Origin of the sequence: Nonomuraea sp. NPDC049709, assembly GCF_040674815.1 — a bacterium.
Classification (GTDB): Bacteria; Actinomycetota; Actinomycetes; order Streptosporangiales; family Streptosporangiaceae; genus Nonomuraea.
The window spans coordinates 48,770-69,258 of sequence record NZ_JBFANM010000029.1 but is presented as its reverse complement, the minus strand read 5'-3'; the positions used below and the strand labels follow the sequence as shown (position 1 = coordinate 69,258).

The following is a 20,489-nucleotide window of genomic DNA, read 5'->3' as shown; positions in this document are numbered from 1 at the left end:
GGCCGCCGGGGAGAACGAGCACGCCGGCAGGTCAGCCCTCCCGAGGAGCAGCCACCGAGGCGCGCTGGATGAGGCGTGAGCGCAGGGTGTGCATCTCGCGGGCGGGCGCGGCCCCGCCGAGGATGTCGAGGAGCACCTGCGCGGCCTTCGCGCCCAGCTCGTGCACCGGCTGGGCGATCATCGTCAGCGGTGGCTCCATGACGGCGGCCCACGCGCTGTCGTCGAAGCCGATCAGCGCCACGTCGTCCGGATAGGACAGCCCCGCCTTCCGCAGGGCGCGCAGCGTGCCCGTCATGCCGTCGGTCTCGGTGCAGAACACGGCGGTGACCCGGTCGGGCAGCGCGAGCATGCGGCCGACCTCGCCCACCACCCGCTCCTCGGTCTTGGGCCCGACCATCACCAGCTCCGGATCGAACGGGATGTGCGCGTCATCGAGCGCGTCGAGGTATCCGCGCAGCCGCTCCCCGTCCGTCCACAGGTTGTGGGCGGCGGCGGCCAGCAGCTCCCGCCTGGTCGCGGGGACCTTCGCGACCGGTGGCCCCCAGACGAACCCGATGCGGCGGTGCCCGGCCGCGATGAGCACCTCGACCGCCTCGCGCGCCGCCTCCCGGTTCTCGATGACCACCGCGTCGAGGTCGAGCGCGGCGACCGCGCGGTCGACCAGCACGACCGGGATGCCCCGGTCCATGGCGGCCCTGAGGTGGGCGACCTGGTTGCGGTCGAGGGCCGCCGAGGAGACGATCATGCCGTCCACGCGCTTGTCGATGAGCACGTCGGTGGCCGCCACCTCCTCCTGGAGGTTCTCGTACGTGCTCAGCACGATCACGTCGAAGCCCCGCGCCCGCGAGGTGTCGGAGATGCCGCGCAGCAGCCCGGCGAAGAACGGGTTGCCGATGTCGGCGACGATCACGCCCAGGGTGTGGCTCACGCCCGTGGACATGCTCCGCGCCAGGGCGTTGGCCCGGTAACCGAGCTTTTCGGCGGCCGCGAGCACCCGCGCGCGCAGCTCGGGGCTGACGTATCCGTAACCGCCCAGCGTCCGGGCCGCCGTGGCGCGGCCCACGCCGGCCTCCGCCGCCACCTCGGAGATGGTCGGCCCCGCCTGGCCACGGTCAGCTGGCATGGATCCCGTCCCTCGTTCCTGTTCGGCCCATCACATGCTAGTCACGGGAGCCCGCCGGCCATGGCCGAAGGCGCCCTCGACGAAGCACTGATCCCGGGCCGCCTCGGCGCCCTGCCGCAGGGCCCGCTCGATCATGGCGGGCCTCGCGGGGGAGCCGGCGGCCCAGCCGTCGCGCAGCAGCGAGACGGCGAACCCGGTGAGGAAGGCGTCGCCGCAGCCCATCGTGTCCATGATGCCCTCGGCCAGGCGGGCCGGGGCCGACAGGGTGACCCGGCCGTCATGGGCGAGCGCGCCGTGCACGCCGCGGGTGCCGAGCGCGAGCCGGGCGCCCCGCCGTACCGCCTCGGCGAGCAGGCCGGCGGTGGCCTCCTCGTCCAGGTGGGAGCAGGACAGCAGCACCAGGTCGGCGTGCGGGCAGACGCGGTCGAGGTAGCCGGTGTCGCGGTAGTCCTCCTCGCTGGACAGGTCGAAGCTGACCAGCGTGCCGAGCGCGGCCAGCTTGGGCAGCTCGGGCTCGCTGCGGGAGTAGACGCTCGAATGCACGAGGTCGAAGCCGCTCACGTAGGCGAGCAGGTCGTCGTCGAGCACGAGAGGCTCGCGCACGGTGACGCCGCCGCCGTTCCAGCCGAGGAAGACGCGGTCGCCGTCGTCGACGCGCAGGTGCGAGACGCCGCTCTCACCCGCCCGTACGACGCTGCGCTCCACGGCCACCCCTTCGGCGGCGATCGACTCGCGCAGGAAGCGCCCCAGGTCGTCGTTTCCGAAGACGCCCAGGTAGGCGGCCTCGGCGCCGAGGCGGCGGGCGTAGACGGCGACGTTGACGCTGTTGCCGCCCGGGTAGTCGATGCCCCGGTCGCCGAACCGGTCGACGATGTTGTCGCCGAAGCCGAGCACTCTCATTACTCAGTAGTCCATGACCCGGTAGTAGCGGCGCAGGTCGAGGGAGTGGTCGCGGACCCGCTCCAGGTGCTTGCTGACCCGGCTCATCACGGTGTCGAGCACGAGCGGCGCGAGCAGGCCGCGGAACTCGGAGCTGATCCCGGTGAGGGGGTAGTCACGCGTGTCGAAGACGGTGACGTCCTTGGAGACGCGGCGGGCGAACGCCTCGGCGCGGTCGGTGAGCGGCCGCGTCTCGTCCTCGCCCTGGAAGACGATCACGCTCGTGTCCTCCTCCAGCAGCTCCAGTGAGCCGTGGAAGAACTCCGCGCTGTGCACCCTGGTGGTGCGCAGCCACTGCATCTCCTCGAGGATGCACATGGAGTAGAGGTAGGTGAAGCCCCACAGGTTCCCGCCGCCGATGAGGAAGTGGTAGTCGGCGTCCTTGTGGGCCTCGGCGAACGCGGCGGCCACCGGCTCGGCCTGCCTGGCCACCTCGACCAGGATCCCGGGCAGCCCGGCCAGCTCGTCGGCCAGCTTCCCGTAACCGTCGAACTCGCCCCTGCGGGCGAGCAGCCGGCCCGTGAACAGCAGCAGCTGCATGTCGAACGGCCAGGTCTTGGGCTTGGAGACGAGCGCCGCGTCCACCTTCTCGGCGATGGGCGAGTCGGCGTGGCCGGTGAAGGCGATCGTGTAGGCGCCCTTGGACCTGCAGTACTCGATGGCGCGGACGCTGTCGTCGGTGGTGCCGGAGACGGAGGTGAAGACCGCCACCGTGCGCTCGCCGAGCCGGGCGTCACCGGAGACGATCAGCTCGGCCGCGATCGCGGCGCGCACGTCGAGCGTGGACAGCCGCCGGGCGAGGTGCTCGTACGGCCACATCTGGGCATATGTGCCGCCCGCGCCGACCAGGAGCAACTGGTCGAACCCCCGGTCCGCGAGCCGGTCGACCAGCTCCTCAATCTCAGGGCGCAGGGCCACCGCGCTCGCCACCTGGGAGACAAATTCCGGCTCGTCGAATCCGAGCATCATCGCATCCTTTCCGGGGAAATGCCGCGACCGGCGCCGTCCATGCGGTCTGATACCGGTATCACGCGGCAGTCACGTTGGCACAGCGCGCCTCGCGCCGTCAACCTCGCCTGCCTCTATAGCCGGTCTGAGCAGGGATTCGTTGGAGCGTCATGAGGTCACGCCGGGTTAACGAAAGAAAGATCTTGGCTTACGGGTCTGGTACCGGTATCAGACGAGCTGTATGGTCGGCCAACACCAAGGCTCCTGGAAGAGAAAGGAAGCCCATGCGCCCTCGCGCACTGTCGACGTTCGCGGCACTCCTCGGGACCCTCACGCTGGCCGCCTGCTCCGGAGGCGGCGGTGCCGCCGCACCGGCCCCGGCGGCCGACACCGCGGCCAAGCCGGAGTTCTCCGGCACGCTGAGCATCCTCACCAAGTTCGCCGGTGAGCCCACGGGCCCCTATTTCGAGAACCTCGCGGCCGCGTACCAGAAGCAGCACCCGCAGGTGAAGATCGAGCTCATCCAGGAGACCGACCAGAGCATCAAGGACAAGCTCAAGACGCTCACCGCCTCCGACGCGCTGCCCGACGTCTACTTCACCTGGACCGGCAACTGGGCGGACAACTACATCCGCGGCGGCCGCGCGGCCGACCTCACGAAGGTGATCGGCCCGGACACCGAATGGGGCCGGACCTTCAGCCCGGGCTCGCTGGCCGCCTTCGCCCGCGACGGCAAGAACTACGGGATCCCGCTGTACGGCAACGGCAAGTTCATGGGCTACAGCAAGAGCGCCTTCGACAAGGCCGGGGTCAAGGTGCCCGGCACGTTCGAGGAGCTGATCGCCGCCTGCGGCCCCCTGCGCGAGGCCGGGTACGAGCCCATCGCCTTCGGCAACAAGGACGGCTGGCCCGCCCTGCACTACCTGCAGCAGCTCTTCGCCTACAACGTGCCCGAGGCCACTCTGCAGGCAGACTTCGACCCGGCCACGGCCAAGCTCGACGACCCGGGCTACGTCAAGGCGCTCGGCCAGTTCAGGACCCTGGTCGACCAGTGCACCGACACCCGCGACGGCACGAACGGCGTGCTCTACAGCTCCGCCCAGGAGGCGTTCGCCAACGGCAAGGCCGCCATGTACTACCAGGAGATCCTGGAGTTCGACAACGCCACGTCGGCCCGGGTGAAGCCGGACGACTTCGGCATCTTCCAGCTCCCGGTCCCGCAGGGCGCCGCGGGTGACCCGGCGGTGCTGGAGGGCTCGCCCGAGGGCTACCTGATCAACGCCAAGTCGCCCCGGGCCGCGCTGGCCGTGGACTTCATGAAGTTCGCCACGAGCCTGGACAACGCCAAGACCCTGTCCTCCCCGCCGTACGGGCAGCCCAGCACGGTCGTCGGCGCGGTCACGCCCGAGACCTCCAGCAAGGCCGTCTACGAGGGCGTGCAACTCGTCAACAAGGCGCCCAAGCTGGCCATCTGGCTCGACACCGTCACCGTGCCCGAGGTGGCCGACGCGTGGCTGGCCGGCGGCGAGGCGATCATCAGCGGTGGCATGACGGCCGAGAAGGTGCTCGAAAGCGTGCGTCAGGCCTCGGCCGAGGCCAGGTAGGGAGACCCTCCGTGCGCGCCACCCTGCGAAGGACCCTCGGCCTGGCGTGGGTCCTGCCCGCCCTCGTGCTGGTCGGAGCGTTCGTCTACCTGCCGCTCGTCCAGAACCTGCAGTTCAGCACGCTCAAGTGGGACATCTACAGCGGCAGCCAGGAGTACGTCGGCCTGGCCAACTACACGAAGCTCGTCGAGGACCCGGTCTTCTGGTCGTCGTTCGGCAACAACGTGCTGTACGCGGTGGTCTCTATCGTGTTCCAGGTGTTCGGCGCGCTGCTGCTGGCCGCGATCATCGAGGGAGTGCGCAGCGAGCGGTGGCAGCGCGTGTTGCGGGCGGTCTACTTCATCCCGTCGGCGATCTCGCTGACCGTGGCGGGCCTGCTGTTCTACTTCGTCTACGAGCCCAACCTGGGCCCGCTCAACCACGCGCTCAAGGCGGCCGGCCTCGGCGACCTGGCCCAGGCGTGGCTGGGGCAGGAGAGCACGGCCATGTCGGCGATCATCGCGATGAGCCAGTGGCAGGGCTTCGGCTACTCCACGCTGCTGTTCGCGGTCGCCATCCAGCGCATCCCCACGGAGATCTACGGGGCCGCCGCCATCGACGGCGTCGGCCCGGTGCGCCGCTTCTTCAGCGTGACGGTGCCGCTCGTGCGGGAGATGACCGGGCTCATGGCGATCGTCACGATCTCGGGCGCGTTCCAGGTGTTCAACGAGGTCATGGTGATGACCGCCGGCGGGCCGAACAACTCGACGCAGGTGCTGGGCACCTGGTTGTACCGCAGCGGGTTCGTCCGCAACAACTTCGGCTACGCCGCCGCCATCGCGACCGTCCTGTTCATGATCACGCTCGGCATCGCGGTGGCGCAGCTCTGGGTCACCCGCAGGAGAAGGGTGGAATGGTGACGCGCCTGAGCTTCCTCGGGGTGATCGCCCGGGTCTTCATGTGGGCGTTCCTGCTGGCCCTCGCGGTGGTCGTGCTCTATCCCCTGCTGTGGATGACGCTCAACGGGTTCAAGACCAACGCCGAGCTGTTCGGCGACCCGTTCGCGCTGCCCGTGCACTGGAGCTTCGAGAACTACCAGAAGGCGTGGAACCGCGGCGTCAGCGACTATCTCACCACCAGCGTGCTGGTCACGCTGACCTCGACGGTCGCCACCGTGTTCGTCAGCGCGTGGGCCGCCTACGGCCTGACCCGGGTGAACATCCCGCTCAACAGGACCCTCACGGCGGCGATCCTCGGCGGGCTCATGCTCGCCCCGACCGTGGCGCTCGTGCCGCTGGTGAAGATGTTCCAGGCCATGGGGCTGTACAACACGTTCTGGGCGCTGCTCATCCTGTACACCGCCTTCCGCATCCCGTTCACGACCTTCCTCATCCGCGCGTACATGATCGATCTGCCGCGTGAGGTGGACGAGGCCGCGGAGATGGACGGGGCGGGCAGGTGGACGGCGTTCTGGCGGATCATCCTGCCGATGTGCAAGCCGATCCTCACCTCGACGGTGCTGCTGCAGATCCTCTTCACCTGGAACGAGTACCTCTTCGCGATGGTCTTCACCAGCGGCACCGGCGTGCAGACCCTCCCGGTGGGCCTGACGAGCCTGATGAGCAAGCACGGCACCGAATATCCCGTCGTCTTCGCCGGGATGGTGATCGCGGCGCTCCCGGTGGTGCTGCTGTTCTTCCTCGGCCAGCGCTACATCGTCAAGGGCCTGGCCGACGGCATGGGCAAGTAAGGAGCTCCGAAGATGGCACTCTCCCTCCGGCAGGTCACCGGCTCGAACTTCGGCTACCAGCACCTGCCGTTCGACCGCTTCCTGGACGACGCCGCGGAGCTCGGCCGCGAGCGGGTCGAGCTGTGGGGCATCGCGCCCCAGCTGCACGTCCCGCGGCTCAGCGACGCCGAGGCCCGCGCGATCCGGCGCCGCGTCGAGTCGCGCGGGCTCGCCGTCCACTGCCTCACCCCCGAGCAGGTGATGTACCCGGTCAACCTGGCCTCCCCGGTCACCTGGCTGCGCGCGCGGAGCGTGGCCGTGTTCCGCCGGGCCGCGGAGCTGAGCGCCGAACTCGGGGCGGAGCTGCTGCTGCTCACGCCGGGGCGCGGCTTCGAGGACGAGCCGGTCGAGGCCGGGTGGCGCCGCTCGGCCGACGCGATCGGCGAGATCGCCGAGTACGCGCGGACGCTCGGCGTGACATGCGTGCTGGAGGCGCTCCAGCGGGTGGAGTCGAACCTGGTCAACGACTCGCGGGCGCTGGCCAGGATGATCGGCGAGATCAGGGCGCCGAACCTGGGCGCCGTGCTCGACACCGTGGCCATGGCGGTCGCGGGGGAGTCGGTGGACGACTACTTCGACGCCCTCGGCGACCGCGTCCGGCACGTCCACCTGATCGACGGGCGCCCGGCCGGCCATCTGGCCTGGGGCGACGGGGAGCTGCCGCTGGCCGGCTACCTGGCGGCCCTGGACCGCCGGGGGTATCGGGGGCAGCTGACGTTCGAGCTGTTCGGCGACGGCACGTACGCCTTCGGCCCCCGGGCGGCCGTCGAGCGCTGTCTCGCCGCCGTGCGGGCCGCGCTGCCCGGTTAGGCGTTCACCAGGGCGACCCGTACGGCTCCGGGGTCGTCGCCGGACAGGGGGACGGCGAAGACCGCAGTGCGCTCGCGGGCCCCGTACACCACGAACCGCACGCCGTCCTCGTCCCACGTCTCGCGCACGTCCGAGGTGAGCTGGGCGGACGCCGAGCAGTACGCGGGGCTGCGGCGCAGCAGGTGCAGGGAGGACTCCAGCGGGACGGCCGCGGGAGCCGGGCCGGCGAGGGGGCGGCGCAGGCGGACCAGGAGGCGCCGCAGCGGGGTGAGCCAGTGGCGGTCCAGCTCGGCCGAGAGAGCCAGCAGGACCAGGACCTCCACCAGCACGACGGCGGGCAGTGGCGGTTGCCCCGATCCGGTCATGGCGATCAGGGCGGCGGCCAGCAGCAGCCCGGCGCGGGCGAAGGCGCGCGCGTCCACGGGCCGGGAGTGGGCGCCCAGGCAGCCGCACGACGCGGTGGGCGCGGCGACGTGCGCGTAGGTGAGGTAGGCGAGGAACCCGGCCGACAGCGCCGCGGCGGCCGTCGCGTTCAGGGGGTGGAGCGAGGGCAGCGGCAGCGCGGCCGCCACCGCCAGCTCGGCCAGGCCGACGAGCCGCAGCGCGGGGACCGCGCGCGCCGGGCCGGTCAGCCGGGCCAGGGCGGTCTGCCCGGCCTGTGCCCGCATCCGGCGGCTGAGCAGCTTCGTCAGGCCGGCCCAGAGGAGGAAGAGGGCGATCACGTACGGCTGCGACGCGGCGATCCCGTGCATCTGCTTCCTTCCTAGTGAGGGGAGAAGACGGTGGCGATGTCCACTTCGTTCGTGTCCGGGCGCCAGGCGCCGAGGATCTGCACGTGCTGGCTCACTTTCAGCATCGACAGGTCCGCGGTGGGCGGCGACTCGGAGTGGATGGCGACCGACCTGCCGGCCACGACGTGGCACAGCACCTCGTGACCGTTGTGGTCGAGGTGGATGGTCTGGCTGGTGATGTTCTTGATGTGGCCCTTGATGTTGACGATGTTGAGCCACACCGACTCGGCGGCCAGCATCCCGTCCGGCATGCGCACGCCCCTGGCGTACAGGCCGTCACCGGGTCTGGCCTGGTCGAACGGGACCGGACCGAGCTTCCACAGGCTCGTGCCGTCCACGACCCTGATGGTGTGGAAGACCATGTTCGAGCCCAGGACGAGCAGCGTGTTGTCCTTGATCGAGCGGATCCGGCCCTCGGCGAAGTCCGGGTCGGGCGCGCCCGGCTCGACCTTCTGGGCGGTCGTGGTGGCGAAGGCCGCCTCGGGGCCGAGCGAGCCCAGCGCGGTCGCGGCGACGACGCCGGCGCCTCCGCCGAGCACGGCCGACCTGAGCATGTCCCTTCTGCTGCGCATCGGTCGCCCCCTTCTAGGCCGTCGAGATCTCCACCGGCCGCAGGCCGGACGAGAGGCTGGCGATCTGGCTGTAGGCGGCCGGGGTGAGGTCGATCAGCCGGTTGCTCGCGCAGGTCGCGCCGCAGCAGCTGCGCTCCCCGCAGAACAGGTCGGTCTGCGGGCCGCAGTCGGCGATGGCGGTGACGACGCTGGTGCCGCTGCACAGTGCCGTGACGCGGTGGCGGAAACCGCAGGTCCGGCGCGACAGGCCGACGCCGCAGCTGTCGGGGCGGGTGATCGCCCAGCAGGCGTCCGAGGTGTTGGGCCAGGCGTGCTGGAGGTTCCCGGAGTTGCAGGTGCCGCAGGCTCCCTTGCCGGTGCTGCTGCACGGTCCCCAGGCGGTGCCGCAGCAGAACCAGGAGACCTCTCCTTGGACGGGGCCGAGTAAGTCGGCGGGCGGGTCGGTGGACTTGCTACGCGCCATGCGCGTCCTCCTTGGGTGAGCTCTGGACGATCTCAGCGAGGGGTTGAAGCTTTCCGACTCGATCTATGAGTACCATGTAAGGATTTTTCGTCAATGGCCGATTTGTGGGATGGTGAGGTCGTACCGATCGGTTCGATCTCTGCTGGAGCAGCCGTGAGCGTGGACCCTCTCGTCACCGACCAGCCGGGCGGCCTCGTGCCTCCGGCCAGCACTCCTTCCCTGGCCATCGGGGGTGTGCCGCTGCTCGGGGTGCTGCACGTCCCGGCGGGGCCGGGGCCGTATCCCGTCGTCGTGCTGGCGCACGGCTTCCCGGGCAACGAGCGCAACTTCGACCTGGCGCAGGCGCTGCGGCGGGCCGGGTACGCGGCGCTGGTCTTCCACTACCGGGGCTCGTGGGGGGTCGGGGGCTCGTACTCGTGGGCGAACGTCCTGGAGGACACCGCCGCCGCGGTCGCCGCCGTGCGCGAGCCCGGGACGGCGGCGGCGCACCGGCTGGACCCGGGGCGGGTGGCGCTGGCCGGGCACAGCCTCGGCGGGTTCGCGGCGCTGATGACCGCGGCGGCGGACCCGTCGATCGCCGCCGTGGCCTCGATCGCGGCCTTCGACTTCGGGGTCGCCGCCGCGGCCTGCCGCGCGAGTGCCGGGGCGCGGGCCGCGTACGTCGAGGCCTTCGACGGCGAGTTGTTGCCCCTGCGCGGGACCAGCGGCGAGGCGCTGGTCGCCGAGATGGAGGCGGCGGGGGAGCGCTGGAGCCTGGCGGGGCTGGCCGGGCGGCTGGCCGACCGGCCCGTCCTGCTGATCGGCACCGGGCGCGACGACGTCACCCCGGCGCCTGCGCACTACGAGCCCGTGCTGGCCGCCTACCGGGCGCAGCCGGTCGAGCGCCTCGAACACCACCTCTTCCCGACCGACCACGCCCTGTCAGACCACCGCGTGGCCCTCACCCGCGCGGTGCTGGCCTTCCTCGGCCGGCACGTCCCCGTGCGCTGAGCGCGGATCAGGCGGCGTCGGCGTTCTGCGCCGCCTGGTAGACGGCCATGGCCTCGTTCCCGAAGAAGGGGCCGAACATGAAGTTCGGGGCGAAGTTGTAGGTGAAGCTGTTGACCGAGTTCAGCCAGCCGAGCCCCGTCGACTCGTCGAACCCCTGGAACCACGGCCCGCCGCTGGACCCGCCGGTCATGTTGCAGCGCAGCCCCTGGTCCCTCGTCATGACGGTGTCGTTGAACGCGCGCCCGCTGCAGTAGATCAGCTCCGACCCGTCGAACGGCTCCGCCGCCGGGTACCCGAAGGCGAAGTTCTGCCGCTGCCTGGGCTGGTTGAACGCCACCCCCTGCCCGCCCACCACGTCGGTCAGCGTGCGGCCGTTCAGCGGCGCCACGACGACGGCGGCCACGTCGAAGTTGATGTCCTCCCTGGCGTTCCACTGCTGCGTCGTCAGCATTCTCGTGGCCACCCAGGCCCCGAACGGAGCGCGCCCGTCGTCGAACGCCGGGACGAACATCCAGTTGCGGTGGGCGGCGCCGTTCAGCTTCACGCAGTGCCCCGCGGTCATCACGACGCTCTCGTTGGCGCTGGTCACGGCCGTGCCGGAGCAGGAGGAGTTGCGGCCGTCCGCGGTGGTGAAGAAGACCCGGCCGACGGTGCGCACCACCGCGCCGCCGTCCGTCCACTGCAGGCCGGGGCTGTTGGGCACCAGGGCCTGCGTCCGAGCGGTGGCGAAGCTCGCCCAGGACGTGCCGCGGGTGCTCCACGGGGTGCGCCGGGTGGTGGTGGCCGAGGCGCCGCGGGTGGCCCACGGGGTGCCCTGGGACGGCCCGCGCGACTGGGTGCCGCGGCGGGGCGCGGGCGCCTGCAGTGGCTGGGCGGCGAGCATGCGCCGCGTGGTCCAGTACTGCGAGACGGTCCTGCGCTCCGACCAGGAGTCCGTGGCCGTCCACCCGGCGGGCCGCCTGGGGTCGAGCTCGTTCGCGGTGCCGGCCTGCGCGGCGCCCGCGGGAACCAGGGCGCCCGCGAGGGCGAGCGCGACGGTGGAGAGCAGGGCGACTCTGCGGTGCATTGCGTACCTCCCGAAACCCGGAATCTGCCGTAGGGAGGTACGCGCGGAGCGGTCCATCTTCCTCAACGCCTGCGCATTTGGATATGGCGCTATTACGGGATGAACGCGACAGGCCACGGAGTGTCACGGTGGGATGGTTTTGGCGTGCTCTTTATGGAATAGGCACCGGATATTGACGCTCTTTCACCGGTTCTTTCCCGTTAAGGGAAATTCGACTTCGGCGTGGCGTTGTCATCTCGCTCGCGGCAACTGTAAGCATCGTACCGGTCTGGCGACTATGGGTCGCATTCCGAAAGGAACGGTAAAATGCTCACCCCAATCAGAAAAATAGCGAGGCCCGCCACGCATGGCCTTCTCGCGGTGACGCTGGCGGTCACCATGGCGCCGGCGGCTAGCGCGGCCTCGGACCCCGACAAGGACCGGCACTTCAAGGGCATCCACAGCGACCGTGGCTTCCACACCGACCACCACGGCGACGACGGTGGCAGGAACTGCAGGCCACACACGTTCTTCCGGATCCACAAGCTCTCGCCGCGGAACTTCTTCGTGCCCCGCACCCGCTACACCGACGGCCCCGGCGGCTCGATGACGGTGTCGGTCACGCGCGAGCACGAGGTCCTCGCCTTCCTCGAGTCGGAGAACGAGAAGACCAAGGAACTGGCGAAGACATTCACGAAGGAGGGCGACGAGACGAATCTCGACACCAAGACGGTGCTCGAGCAATTGCGCCGGCTCGGTCTGCCGCACCTCGAAGAGCGGCACATGGTCTTCACCGGGCACGAATACACCCGGGAGATCAGCGACGGGAAATACGGCAACATGTGGTACCGGGTCTTCGGTTACCGCGTCGGCTGGTCCGCGTGGTCGGTGTTCGGCTCCTGCGAGCGCCGCGCGATCGACACCGGCATCGCCAACGTGCCCTCCAGGGTCGAGGGCTGGCGCTACTGGGAGACCAAGCACCCGATGTTCAAGCGCCGCCTTCTGTCGGTGAAGTAGAGAATCCCAGGTCAGATGGGTTCCGGACTGATTCGCCGGGTATGGGATGGGTCCAGTCCGGCTGTGCCCGGACGCGCAGCCGTCCGGTGCGCGGGGCCTCCTAGGCTTCGACGAGGGGGACACCATGAGCATCCTGCGATATCTGGGAATGACATCGTTCCGCGTGCCATTCCTCCGCATTCCCGGCCCAGAGCCCAAGCCTCCGTACGGCAACGGCGACTCCAGCAGCCGCGCACGCCGCCGCAGGCGGCGCCACCGCCGATGAGCGATCGTCCCCGGGATGTGAGGGCGTCCACCCTCACATCTCGCGTGGTGTCCACGAGTACGTGACGGTCAGGAGAAGGACGCCAGCGCGATGCCCAGCGTCCGCTGGTTCTGGCCGGAGGCCTTGGCGTCGGTGGAGTTGACCGAGTAGACCACCGTACGGGACAGGTCCCGGGTGGCACCGACGCCGGCGGCGTAGCCCCAGCGGGCACCGGTCTTGCCGTACGCGACGATCCCGCCGGGCAGCACCAGCCTGGACATCCCAGAGGTGTAGCTCGCGGGCTCGCACTTGCCGTACGCCAGCACGTCCGGGACGGTGAACATGGGCTCCAGCTGCGCCGGCGGCACCACCTTGCCGGAGAACAGCGCCTTGACGAACTTCTCCAGGTCGGCGACGGTCGAGACGAGATCGCCGGAGGCCCAGGTCGAGGTGACGCTCGTGTTCGTGACGTCCACCACGTGCCCGTCCTCGTAGGGAACGGCGTTCGGGAAGCCGGCGGGCACGGACTGGTAACCCTGGTGATGCGGGCCCTTGACGCGCACCGACGTGCCGGGCAGATAGCTGTCCCGCATGCCGACGGGGCGCAGGATCCGGGTGGTGACCTCGTGCTCGTACGATCTGCCCGTGACCTTCTCGATCAGCATCCCCGCCACGAACGTGTTGATGTTGAGGTAGTGCTGCCTGGTTCCGGGGGTGAACTCGATGGGGTTGCGCACGGCCAGGGCGACGTACTCGCGGGGCGTCCACGTCTTGAACCGGGTCTCGTAGACCCACTCGAACGAGTCGGGCAGGTCGGGGGCGGGCAGGCCGCTGGTGTGGTTCAGCAGCCGGCCGACGCTTACGTCAGGGTAGGAATCGGGCAGCAGGCCGGGCAGGTAGTCCTGCACGGTGCCGTCGAGCGAGACCTTCCCCTCGGCCACGAGCTGCAGCACGACCGCGGTGGTGAACATCTTCGTCACGCTGCCCGCGCGGAAGCGTACGTGCTCGGACGCCTTGCGCCCCGTCCGCAGGTCGGCGACCCCGGTCACCCCTCGCCACGAGCCCTCCGTGCCGCCCACGCGCACGACCGCCGCGGTGGCGTCGGCCGCCGGCAGGCCCGCGATGGACTTGCGCAGCGCCGCCTCGTTGATCGGCGGGATCTGCCGGCCGTCCTGCGGAACCTGGACGGCCGGCGGTGTCGGGCAGGGGCTCGGCGTCGGCGTGGCCGCCCGGGCGGGCGCCCCCACGAGCAGGGTGGCGAGGGCGAGGCAGGCGGCGGCGGTCTTCATCACGGTGTTTCTCCAGGTTTCGGGAATGCGGCAATCCTGCTGAAGACGGCCCTCTCGGCGGATCGCCGGTACGACCCATTTCGCCTCGCTCCCGAGAGGGAGCCCCCGAATCCCTCGCACCGGCGATGCCCGGCCTCCCTCTCCCGGCCGAGGATTCTCTCCATGAACCCCATGAACGCTCGCTCCGCCTTCATCGCCGCGCCCCTGCTCGTCCTCGCCTACGGCGTGATCCGCATCCTCGACGGTCTCGACGGCAGCCGCGGCCCCGGCCTCGCCTGGACCACGGGCCACCTCGCCTTCATGGCGGCCCTCGTGCTGTTCGCCGGGATCTTCTGGCAACTGCGCGCCATGGCCGGCCGGGACACCCTGTCCACCGTGAGCGCCGTGGCCGGCACCGCCGGGATCGCCGCGCTGCTCGCGCAGTTCGGCATCGACGTCGTGGTCGGGTTCCTGGCCGCCGACCACGCCGGCATGAGCGTGCTGTTCGACCGGGTGCAGAGCGTCCCGGGCGTGGCCATCGCCGTCTACGACGGGGGACCGTTCCTGTTCTACCTGGCCCAGCTCGCCCTGGTGATCCAGCTCGCGGTCATGCGCCGGGTCCAGCCGTGGACGCCGGTCCTGGTGCTGATCGACCTCGCCCTGCCGTTCGCCGACAAGGACCTCATCCCGCTCGGCGCGCTCTTCCTGCTCGTCTCGTTCGCCCCGCTCGCGCGCCGCGAGGTCCCCGCTGCCGCGACCGTGCGGCCCGCCGCGACCATGTCATGACGCGCAGGGCAAGATGGGGTCCCATGTCCGAGCCACGGTATGTCACGCGGTTCCGCCGCTGGTCGGCCTCGCTGCCCACGATCCTGGTGGACGCCGCTCTCGCGGCGCTGGTGCTGGTCGTGCAGCTGTGGCCGTTCGTCTCGCGGGACAACCCGTGGGGCGGGCCCTGGCACTGGCTCGGCTACGCCGTCGTGGTCGCCGCGTGCGTGCCGCTGGTCTGGCGGCGCCGCGCGCCGGTGGCCGTCCTGCTCGGCACGCTCCTCCCGACCACCCTCTACGACATCGTGGACCAGGTGCCCGCCCAGCCGATCTGGTACGGGGGACTGGTGGCCTTCTACACCGTGGCCGTCTACTGCACCAGGTGGATCCGCTGGGCCATGTTCGCCATCACGCTCGCCGGCGGCCTGCTCATCGTCGGCTCGGCCGAGACCGCGCTGCGCGGGATCGTGCTGTTCGTCGCCGCGTACGCCATCGGCCGCGCGGCCGCCGCCTCCCGCGCCCACGCCGTCGCGCTGGAGGAGCGCGCCGCCCAGCTCGCCCGCGAGCGCGAGGCCGAGGCCGAGCGGGCCGCCGAGCGCGAGCGGGCCAGGATCGCCCGCGACATGCACGACATCCTCGCCCACGCGGTCAGCGTCATGGTGGTCCAGGCCGAGGCCGGGCCCGTGGCGGTCGGGAGCGACCCGGCCAGGGCCGTGGCCGCCTTCGACGCGATCGCCGCCGCCGGTCGCGACGCCATGGACCAGCTCCGCCGGATGCTGAACGTCCTGAAGGAGGAGCAGGGCCCGCGCGGGCCCCAGCCGACCATCGCCACGCTGCCCGCCCTGGCCGACCAGGTCCGGGCAACCGGACTCCACGTGACATACTCCACCTCGGGCGAGCCGAGGCCGCTGTCTCCCGACGCGGAGGTGGCCGCGTACCGGATCACCCAGGAAGCCCTCACCAACATCGTCAAGCACGCGGGCGCCACGCGCGCCGGCATCGCCCTCGCCTGGCAGGACCACGCACTCATGATCGAGATCACCGACGACGGCCGGGGCCGGGACCCGGGCCTTCCCGCGGGCCTCCCCACAGGTATCCCCGAGGGCATCCCCACTGGCCTCCCCACTGGCCTCCCCTCGGGCGGGAACGGCCTCATCGGCATCCGCGAGCGCGCCGCCGCCTGCGGCGGCACCGCCGTCACCGGGCCGCGCCCGGACGGCCCCGGCTTCCGCGTGCTCGTGCGGCTCCCGCTGGCGGCGGCATGACCATCCGCGTCGTGGTGGCCGACGACCAGGAGCTGGTACGCGCCGGGTTCAGCATGATCCTCGACGCCCAGCCGGACATCGAGGTCGTCGCCGAGGCGGGCGACGGCGAGCAGGCGGTCGCCGCCGTCCGCGAACACCGCCCTGACCTGCTCCTGCTCGACATCCGGATGCCTGTCATGGACGGCATCGAGGCCGCCCGGATCGTGTGCGCGGACGGGGACTGCCGCGTCCTCATGCTGACCACGTTCGACCTGGACGACTACGTCTACGACGCGCTGCGGGCGGGGGCCAGCGGGTTCCTGCTCAAGGACGTCCGGCGCGACGACCTCGTGCACGCCGTACGGGTGGTCGCGGCCGGCGAATCCCTGCTCGCCCCCTCGGTCACCACGAAGCTGATCGCCGACTTCACCTCCAGGGCGGCCCCCCGGCCCGCCGCGCCGCCCGCGGAGCGGCTGTCGGCGCTGACCGGGCGCGAGCAGGAGACGCTGCGGCTGATCGCCAGGGGGCTGTCCAACGCGGAGATCGCGCGGGAGCTGGTGGTGAGCGAGCACACGGTGAAGACGCACGTCAGCAACGTGCTGACCAAGCTGGGGCTGCGCGACCGGGTGCAGGCGGTGATCGTCGCGTACGAGACGGGCCTGACCGTCCCGGGCGATAGTCGCTGACCCCGCCCGGCCGGCGCCCGCCGACCGTTCCCCGGCGACGCCCGCCGACCGTTCCCCGTGACGCCCGGGGACCGGTCCCCAGCGGCGCCCGCCGACGGGCGCCGGGAGCCCGCGGATCACCCATGGACCTGACCGGTTGATCGGGTTACTGTCAGGTCGTTTCGCGAGTACCCACCAACCCGACGGGGGTGCGTCATCAACGCCAAACTGGTCACCCGCATCGTCCTGGGGCTCTTGACGCCCCTCGCCCTGCTCGTGGCGGCTCAGCCGGCGCAGGCCGCGCCGTTCTGCGTTCCCGAGGCGCCCGTGTGCGCGGGCCTCGACAACGGGCGCTTCGTCTTCACGATCCAGCCGGCGCCCGCCACGCTGTCGGTGAGCGCCACGGTCAACGGGGCGCCCGCCACCGGCAGCATGTCCTACGTCACCGGGCCCGGCTACCTGCGGGGCTGGTACCAGCCGTTCCCGCCGCTGGTCTCGGGGGACGTGATGTGCATGTCGTTCTACGGGATGGGCGTGCCGCCGGGGCCGTACTGCGACACGGCGCCGTGAATTTCGGGAAATTTCCTGGATTGGGCGGCGTGCCCAGCCAGGGGGGATAAGGCGGAAATGAGGGGCTGCGGAGGGCGGCGATCAACGGCTTAGCTGGCATTTACCCACCATTGGTCACTCTTGTGTCATCGGGACACTAGGAGATGACATGGACGCGAACGAACCTCGTTCCGGTGGTTGGAGCCAGTTCGGCGAGACGCCGCCCGCCGCCGGCGGGTTCACCCGGCCGAGCCCGCCGGTCACGCCGCCCCGGCCCCCCGCGCCGCGGCGGGCCGGGTTCGTGCTGACCCGCAAGGCGATCGCCGGGCTCGCGCTGGCGGCCGTGGCCGCCCTGTCGGCGGCGGCGCTGGGCGGTGGCGCGATGGGCGCGTACCTGGCCGAGGGGAGCCGGCCGGCGGCGACCGCCACGCCCGCCGGCGCCAGCCCCGTGTTCCGTACCGCCGCGGACCAGTACACGGTCGCGCAGGTGGCGGAGAAGGTGCAGCCGTCCGTGGTGATGATCCAGGGGCAGACCAGTGAGGGCTCCGGCGTGGTGCTGTCGGAGGACGGGCTGATCCTCACCAACAACCACGTGGTGTCCGGGCAGAAGAGCCCGCTCACGGTCAAGTTCAACGACGGGAGGACGGCCAAGGCGAGCGTGGCCGGCGCCGACCCGGCGACGGACCTGGCCGTCATCCGGGCCGAGGGCGTGTCGGGGCTGGCCAAGGTGGCGCTGGGCGACAGCGACCAGCTCAAGGTGGGCGACGACGTGCTGGCCATCGGCAGCCCGCTGGGCCTGGACGGGACTGTGACCTCGGGCATCGTCAGCGCGCTGGACCGTACCGTGACCTCCGGGAGCGGGCCGGACGAGCGGCAGCTCCCGCCCGGCTTCGGCGGGCGGGAGCAGGCGGCGGAGACGACCACGCTGGGCGGCATGATCCAGACCGACGCGGCGATCAACCCCGGCAACTCGGGCGGCGCCCTGGTGAACGCCGCCGGCGAGCTGGTCGGCATCAACAGCGCGGTCGCCGCCGACGGCGTCAACCTCGGCTTCGCGATCCCGGTGAACACCGCCAAGCACGTCTCCGAGCAGCTCATCAGCAAGGGGACGGTGAGCCACGTGTACCTGGGCGTGAGCCTCGCCGACGCCACCGGCGACGTGCCCGGCGCGCTCGTCCGCCAGGTGACCGCGGGCGGCCCGGCCGAGAAGGCCGGCCTGAAGCAGGGGGACCTGATCACGAAGATCGGCGACACGCCGGTGCAGGGCGGGGACACGGTCGTCGGACAGGTACGGGGGTACAAGGTCGGCCAGCAGGTCGAGATCGCCTACCAGCGCGACGGCAAGCCGGGCACCGTGACCCTCACCATGGAGGAGAAGAAGTAAGCCCACGTCAAAGCGCCTCCTGCCCGCTCCCCGCGGGTGGGAGGCGCTTTGCTGTCCGGAGCACTTAGTCCGATCGGAGGCGAAAGGTGACCGATCGTGCGTGATTAGGCCCTCCTCGATCGGCGTAAGCCGGGATACATTCACGTTAATTTGCCCTCTCTTATTCCCCGAGTAGACCGAAGGAGAGAGGCATGAGAGCGAGAACCGCGATCGCGGCCCTTACAGCTGCGGCGATCCTCATGCCGGCGGCTGCCGCACAAGCCTCCGGGACCGCGGGCGCCGCGGCCCCACCGCCGGACGACCAGTTCCAGAAGGTGACGCTCAACGACAACCCGGGCGAGCCGATGGACCTGGCGGTGTTACCGGATTCGAGGGTCCTGCACACCACCAGGCCCGGCGAGGTCTGGTTACACGATCCCAAGACCGGTCTCAACACGCTGGCCGCCCGCCTCGACGTCTACCAGCACGACGAGGAGGGCCTCCAGAGCATCGCCCTCAGCCCCGGCTTCGGCAAGGGCTCCAAGAAGGACGACTGGGTCTACCTCTACTACTCGCCCCCGCTCGACACCCCCGTCGACGACCCGGCCACGCCGGACGTGAACGAGGGCGACGCCCCGTTCACCGGCACGCCGCAGGACTTCGCGCCCTTCAAGGGCCTGATCCGGTTGTCCCGCTTCCGCTTCACCGGCGCCACCATCGACCTGCGCACCGAGCAGCGCATCCTCGACGTGCCGGTGGACCGCGGCATCTGCTGCCACGTCGGCGGGGACATCGTCTTCGACGCCGCGGGCAACCTCTACCTGTCCACCGGCGACGACACGAACCCGTTCTTCTCCGACGGCTTCACCCCGATCGACGAGCGGCCCGACCGGAACCCGGCCTTCGACGCCCAGCGCAGCTCCGGCAACACCAACGACCTGCGGGGCAAGATCCTGCGCATCAGCGTGCGCTCCGACGGCTCCTACACGATCCCCCGCGGCAACCTCTTCCGCCCCGGCACGGCGCGTACGCGGCCGGAGATCTACGCGATGGGCCTGCGCAACCCGTTCCGGATCGAGCTGAACCGCTCCACCGGCGAGTTGTACGTCGGCGACTACTCCCCCGACCAGCGGGAGGCCGATCCCCAGCGCGGCCCGTCGGGCACCGGCAAGTGGACGGTCATCCGCAAGGCCGGGAACTACGGCTGGCCGTACTGCGCGACGGCGCGGCTGCCGTACGTGGACTACGACTTCGCGACCGGCGCGTCGGGCGCGGCGTTCAACTGCGCGGCCCCGGTCAACGAGTCGCCGCGCAACACGGGCCTGCGCGAGCTGCCTCCGGTCACGCAGCCGGACGTGTGGTACTCGTACGGGCAGTCACCCGAGTTCCCCGCGCTGGGCACCGGCGGGATCGGGCCGATGGCCGGGCCCGCGTACGAGTTCGACCCGGCTGACACGCGCGGCCGCGCTCCCGTGGCCTGGCCGAGGTACTACGACGGCGTGCCGCTCTTCTACGAGTGGACCCGCGACTACGTCAAGGCGTTCCACCGGGACGGGCGGATCGAGGACGTGCTGTCCTCGTTCGTCTTCGACAACCCGATGGACCTGGAGTTCGGCCCCGACGGCGCGCTCTACGTGCTGGAGTACGGCGACGGCTTCTTCAGCGAGAACCCGGACGCCCAGCTGTCCCGGATCGACTACATCGGATACACCGGCAACCACTCGCCGATCCCGGCGGCCCAGGCGTCGGCGACGGCCGGCCACGCGCCGCTCACCGTCAACTTCACCAGCACCGGCACGAGCGACCCCGACGGCGACCGGCTCCGCTACGCGTGGGACTTCAACGCCGACGGCAGGGTCGACTCGCGCAGCCCCTCGGGGTCGTACACCTACCGCGAGAACGGCCTCTACAACGCCACGCTGCGGGTCACCGACCCCGACGGCATGTCGGCGGCCACGTCCGTACGGATCGTGGTCGGCAACGCCACGCCGGTCGTGGAGCTGGTCCGGCCGGTCAACGGGCAGCAGTTCACGTTCGGCGACGTCGTCGAGTTCGAGGTGCGCGTCACCGACGACCAGCCGGTGAACTGCGCCAACGTGACCGTGGACTACATCCTCGGCCACGCCGACCACGGCCATCCGCAGACCACGGCCCGCGGCTGCACGGGCTCCATCCAGACCACCGTCCCCAGCGGGCACGACCCGGAGACGGACGACCTCACCGGCGTCTTCGTCGCCAGCTACACCGACCCCGGCACCGGCGGCCTGCCGCCGCTGACCGGCAGCACCCAGGTGGTGCTCCAGCCCACGAGTTAGGAGACC

The 20,489-nt window shown here is 71.0% G+C and carries 20 protein-coding genes; 12 read left to right on the top strand and 8 right to left on the bottom strand.

From position 1 onward, the window contains the following. Positions 1-31: 31 nt before the first annotated feature. Genes AB0J69_RS28060 through AB0J69_RS28050 form a run of 3 tightly spaced genes read right to left on the bottom strand, consistent with a single transcriptional unit; the run spans position 32 to position 3,031 of the window. Complete coding sequence (locus tag AB0J69_RS28060) at positions 32-1,123, bottom strand: LacI family DNA-binding transcriptional regulator (RefSeq protein ID WP_364122990.1); 1,092 nt, start codon at positions 1,121-1,123, stop codon at positions 32-34. Between the two features lie 30 nt (positions 1,124-1,153). Then, positions 1,154-2,023, bottom strand: coding sequence for a PfkB family carbohydrate kinase (locus tag AB0J69_RS28055; protein ID WP_364122988.1), 870 nt, complete (start codon positions 2,021-2,023; stop codon positions 1,154-1,156). Positions 2,024-2,026: 3 nt separating this feature from the next. Continuing rightward, entirely contained in the window at positions 2,027-3,031 is a 1,005-nt protein-coding gene (locus tag AB0J69_RS28050; RefSeq protein ID WP_364122986.1) for an SIS domain-containing protein, read from the bottom strand. 263 nt (positions 3,032-3,294) lie between these two features. On the opposite strand from AB0J69_RS28050, the gene AB0J69_RS28045 reads away from it, so the two are divergent. Genes AB0J69_RS28045 through AB0J69_RS28030 form a run of 4 tightly spaced genes read left to right on the top strand, consistent with a single transcriptional unit; the run spans position 3,295 to position 7,192 of the window. Continuing rightward, on the top strand, positions 3,295-4,614 hold the full coding sequence (locus AB0J69_RS28045) for an extracellular solute-binding protein (protein WP_364122984.1): 1,320 nt from the start codon (positions 3,295-3,297) through the stop codon (positions 4,612-4,614). Between the two features lie 11 nt (positions 4,615-4,625). Next, positions 4,626-5,513 (top strand): sugar ABC transporter permease, encoded by an 888-nt coding sequence (locus tag AB0J69_RS28040; protein ID WP_364122983.1) that lies wholly within the window; start codon positions 4,626-4,628, stop codon positions 5,511-5,513. Further along, entirely contained in the window at positions 5,507-6,343 is an 837-nt protein-coding gene (locus tag AB0J69_RS28035; protein ID WP_364122981.1) for a carbohydrate ABC transporter permease, read from the top strand. Before AB0J69_RS28040 ends, AB0J69_RS28035 begins: the two co-directional genes overlap by 7 nt. Positions 6,344-6,355: 12 nt before the next feature. Then, positions 6,356-7,192 (top strand): TIM barrel protein, encoded by an 837-nt coding sequence (locus AB0J69_RS28030; protein WP_364122979.1) that lies wholly within the window; start codon positions 6,356-6,358, stop codon positions 7,190-7,192. Here the strand turns inward: AB0J69_RS28030 and AB0J69_RS28025 are convergent. The 3 genes from AB0J69_RS28025 to AB0J69_RS28015 are packed head-to-tail and all read right to left on the bottom strand — an operon-like array spanning position 7,189 to position 9,018. Continuing rightward, on the bottom strand, positions 7,189-7,944 hold the full coding sequence (locus AB0J69_RS28025; RefSeq protein WP_364122977.1) for a MauE/DoxX family redox-associated membrane protein: 756 nt from the start codon (positions 7,942-7,944) through the stop codon (positions 7,189-7,191). The two genes, AB0J69_RS28030 and AB0J69_RS28025, sit on opposite strands and share 4 nt — an antisense overlap. A gap of 11 nt (positions 7,945-7,955) precedes the next feature. Next, positions 7,956-8,555: a cell wall protein gene (locus tag AB0J69_RS28020; RefSeq protein ID WP_364122975.1), complete on the bottom strand. Its 600-nt coding sequence runs from the start codon at positions 8,553-8,555 to the stop codon at positions 7,956-7,958. Positions 8,556-8,568: 13 nt separating this feature from the next. Further along, complete coding sequence (locus AB0J69_RS28015) at positions 8,569-9,018, bottom strand: hypothetical protein (RefSeq protein WP_364122973.1); 450 nt, start codon at positions 9,016-9,018, stop codon at positions 8,569-8,571. A gap of 153 nt (positions 9,019-9,171) precedes the next feature. Here AB0J69_RS28015 and AB0J69_RS28010 point away from each other — a divergent pair, with 153 nt between their 5' ends. Next, positions 9,172-10,008: an alpha/beta fold hydrolase gene (locus tag AB0J69_RS28010; protein WP_364122971.1), complete on the top strand. Its 837-nt coding sequence runs from the start codon at positions 9,172-9,174 to the stop codon at positions 10,006-10,008. 7 nt (positions 10,009-10,015) lie between these two features. Here the strand turns inward: AB0J69_RS28010 and AB0J69_RS28005 are convergent, their stop codons facing one another. Further along, entirely contained in the window at positions 10,016-11,074 is a 1,059-nt protein-coding gene (locus tag AB0J69_RS28005; RefSeq protein WP_364122969.1) for a peptidase, read from the bottom strand. 306 nt (positions 11,075-11,380) lie between these two features. Between AB0J69_RS28005 and AB0J69_RS28000 the strand changes: the two genes are divergently transcribed. Next, entirely contained in the window at positions 11,381-12,070 is a 690-nt protein-coding gene (locus AB0J69_RS28000; RefSeq protein ID WP_364122967.1) for a hypothetical protein, read from the top strand. 333 nt (positions 12,071-12,403) lie between these two features. On the opposite strand, the gene AB0J69_RS27995 is transcribed toward AB0J69_RS28000, so the two are convergent. Continuing rightward, a complete protein-coding gene (locus tag AB0J69_RS27995) occupies positions 12,404-13,603 on the bottom strand; it encodes a serine hydrolase domain-containing protein (protein WP_364123121.1) in 1,200 nt (399 codons plus the stop codon). Positions 13,604-13,765: 162 nt separating this feature from the next. Between AB0J69_RS27995 and AB0J69_RS27990 the strand changes: the two genes are divergently transcribed. From AB0J69_RS27990 to AB0J69_RS27965, 6 genes are all read left to right on the top strand, one after another. Further along, complete coding sequence (locus AB0J69_RS27990) at positions 13,766-14,368, top strand: hypothetical protein (protein ID WP_364122965.1); 603 nt, start codon at positions 13,766-13,768, stop codon at positions 14,366-14,368. A 23-nt stretch (positions 14,369-14,391) separates the two neighbouring features. Further along, positions 14,392-15,612 (top strand): histidine kinase, encoded by a 1,221-nt coding sequence (locus AB0J69_RS27985; RefSeq protein WP_364122963.1) that lies wholly within the window; start codon positions 14,392-14,394, stop codon positions 15,610-15,612. Continuing rightward, on the top strand, positions 15,609-16,277 hold the full coding sequence (locus tag AB0J69_RS27980) for a response regulator transcription factor (protein WP_364122961.1): 669 nt from the start codon (positions 15,609-15,611) through the stop codon (positions 16,275-16,277). Before AB0J69_RS27985 ends, AB0J69_RS27980 begins: the two co-directional genes overlap by 4 nt. Before the next feature lie 234 nt (positions 16,278-16,511). Continuing rightward, the gene (locus tag AB0J69_RS27975; RefSeq protein WP_364122959.1) at positions 16,512-16,826 is read left to right on the top strand and encodes a hypothetical protein; all 315 of its coding nucleotides are present in this window, start codon (positions 16,512-16,514) and stop codon (positions 16,824-16,826) included. A gap of 148 nt (positions 16,827-16,974) precedes the next feature. Further along, positions 16,975-18,189, top strand: coding sequence for a trypsin-like peptidase domain-containing protein (locus AB0J69_RS27970; RefSeq protein WP_364122957.1), 1,215 nt, complete (start codon positions 16,975-16,977; stop codon positions 18,187-18,189). 191 nt (positions 18,190-18,380) lie between these two features. Continuing rightward, complete coding sequence (locus tag AB0J69_RS27965; protein ID WP_364122955.1) at positions 18,381-20,483, top strand: PQQ-dependent sugar dehydrogenase; 2,103 nt, start codon at positions 18,381-18,383, stop codon at positions 20,481-20,483. Positions 20,484-20,489: the final 6 nt, after the last annotated feature.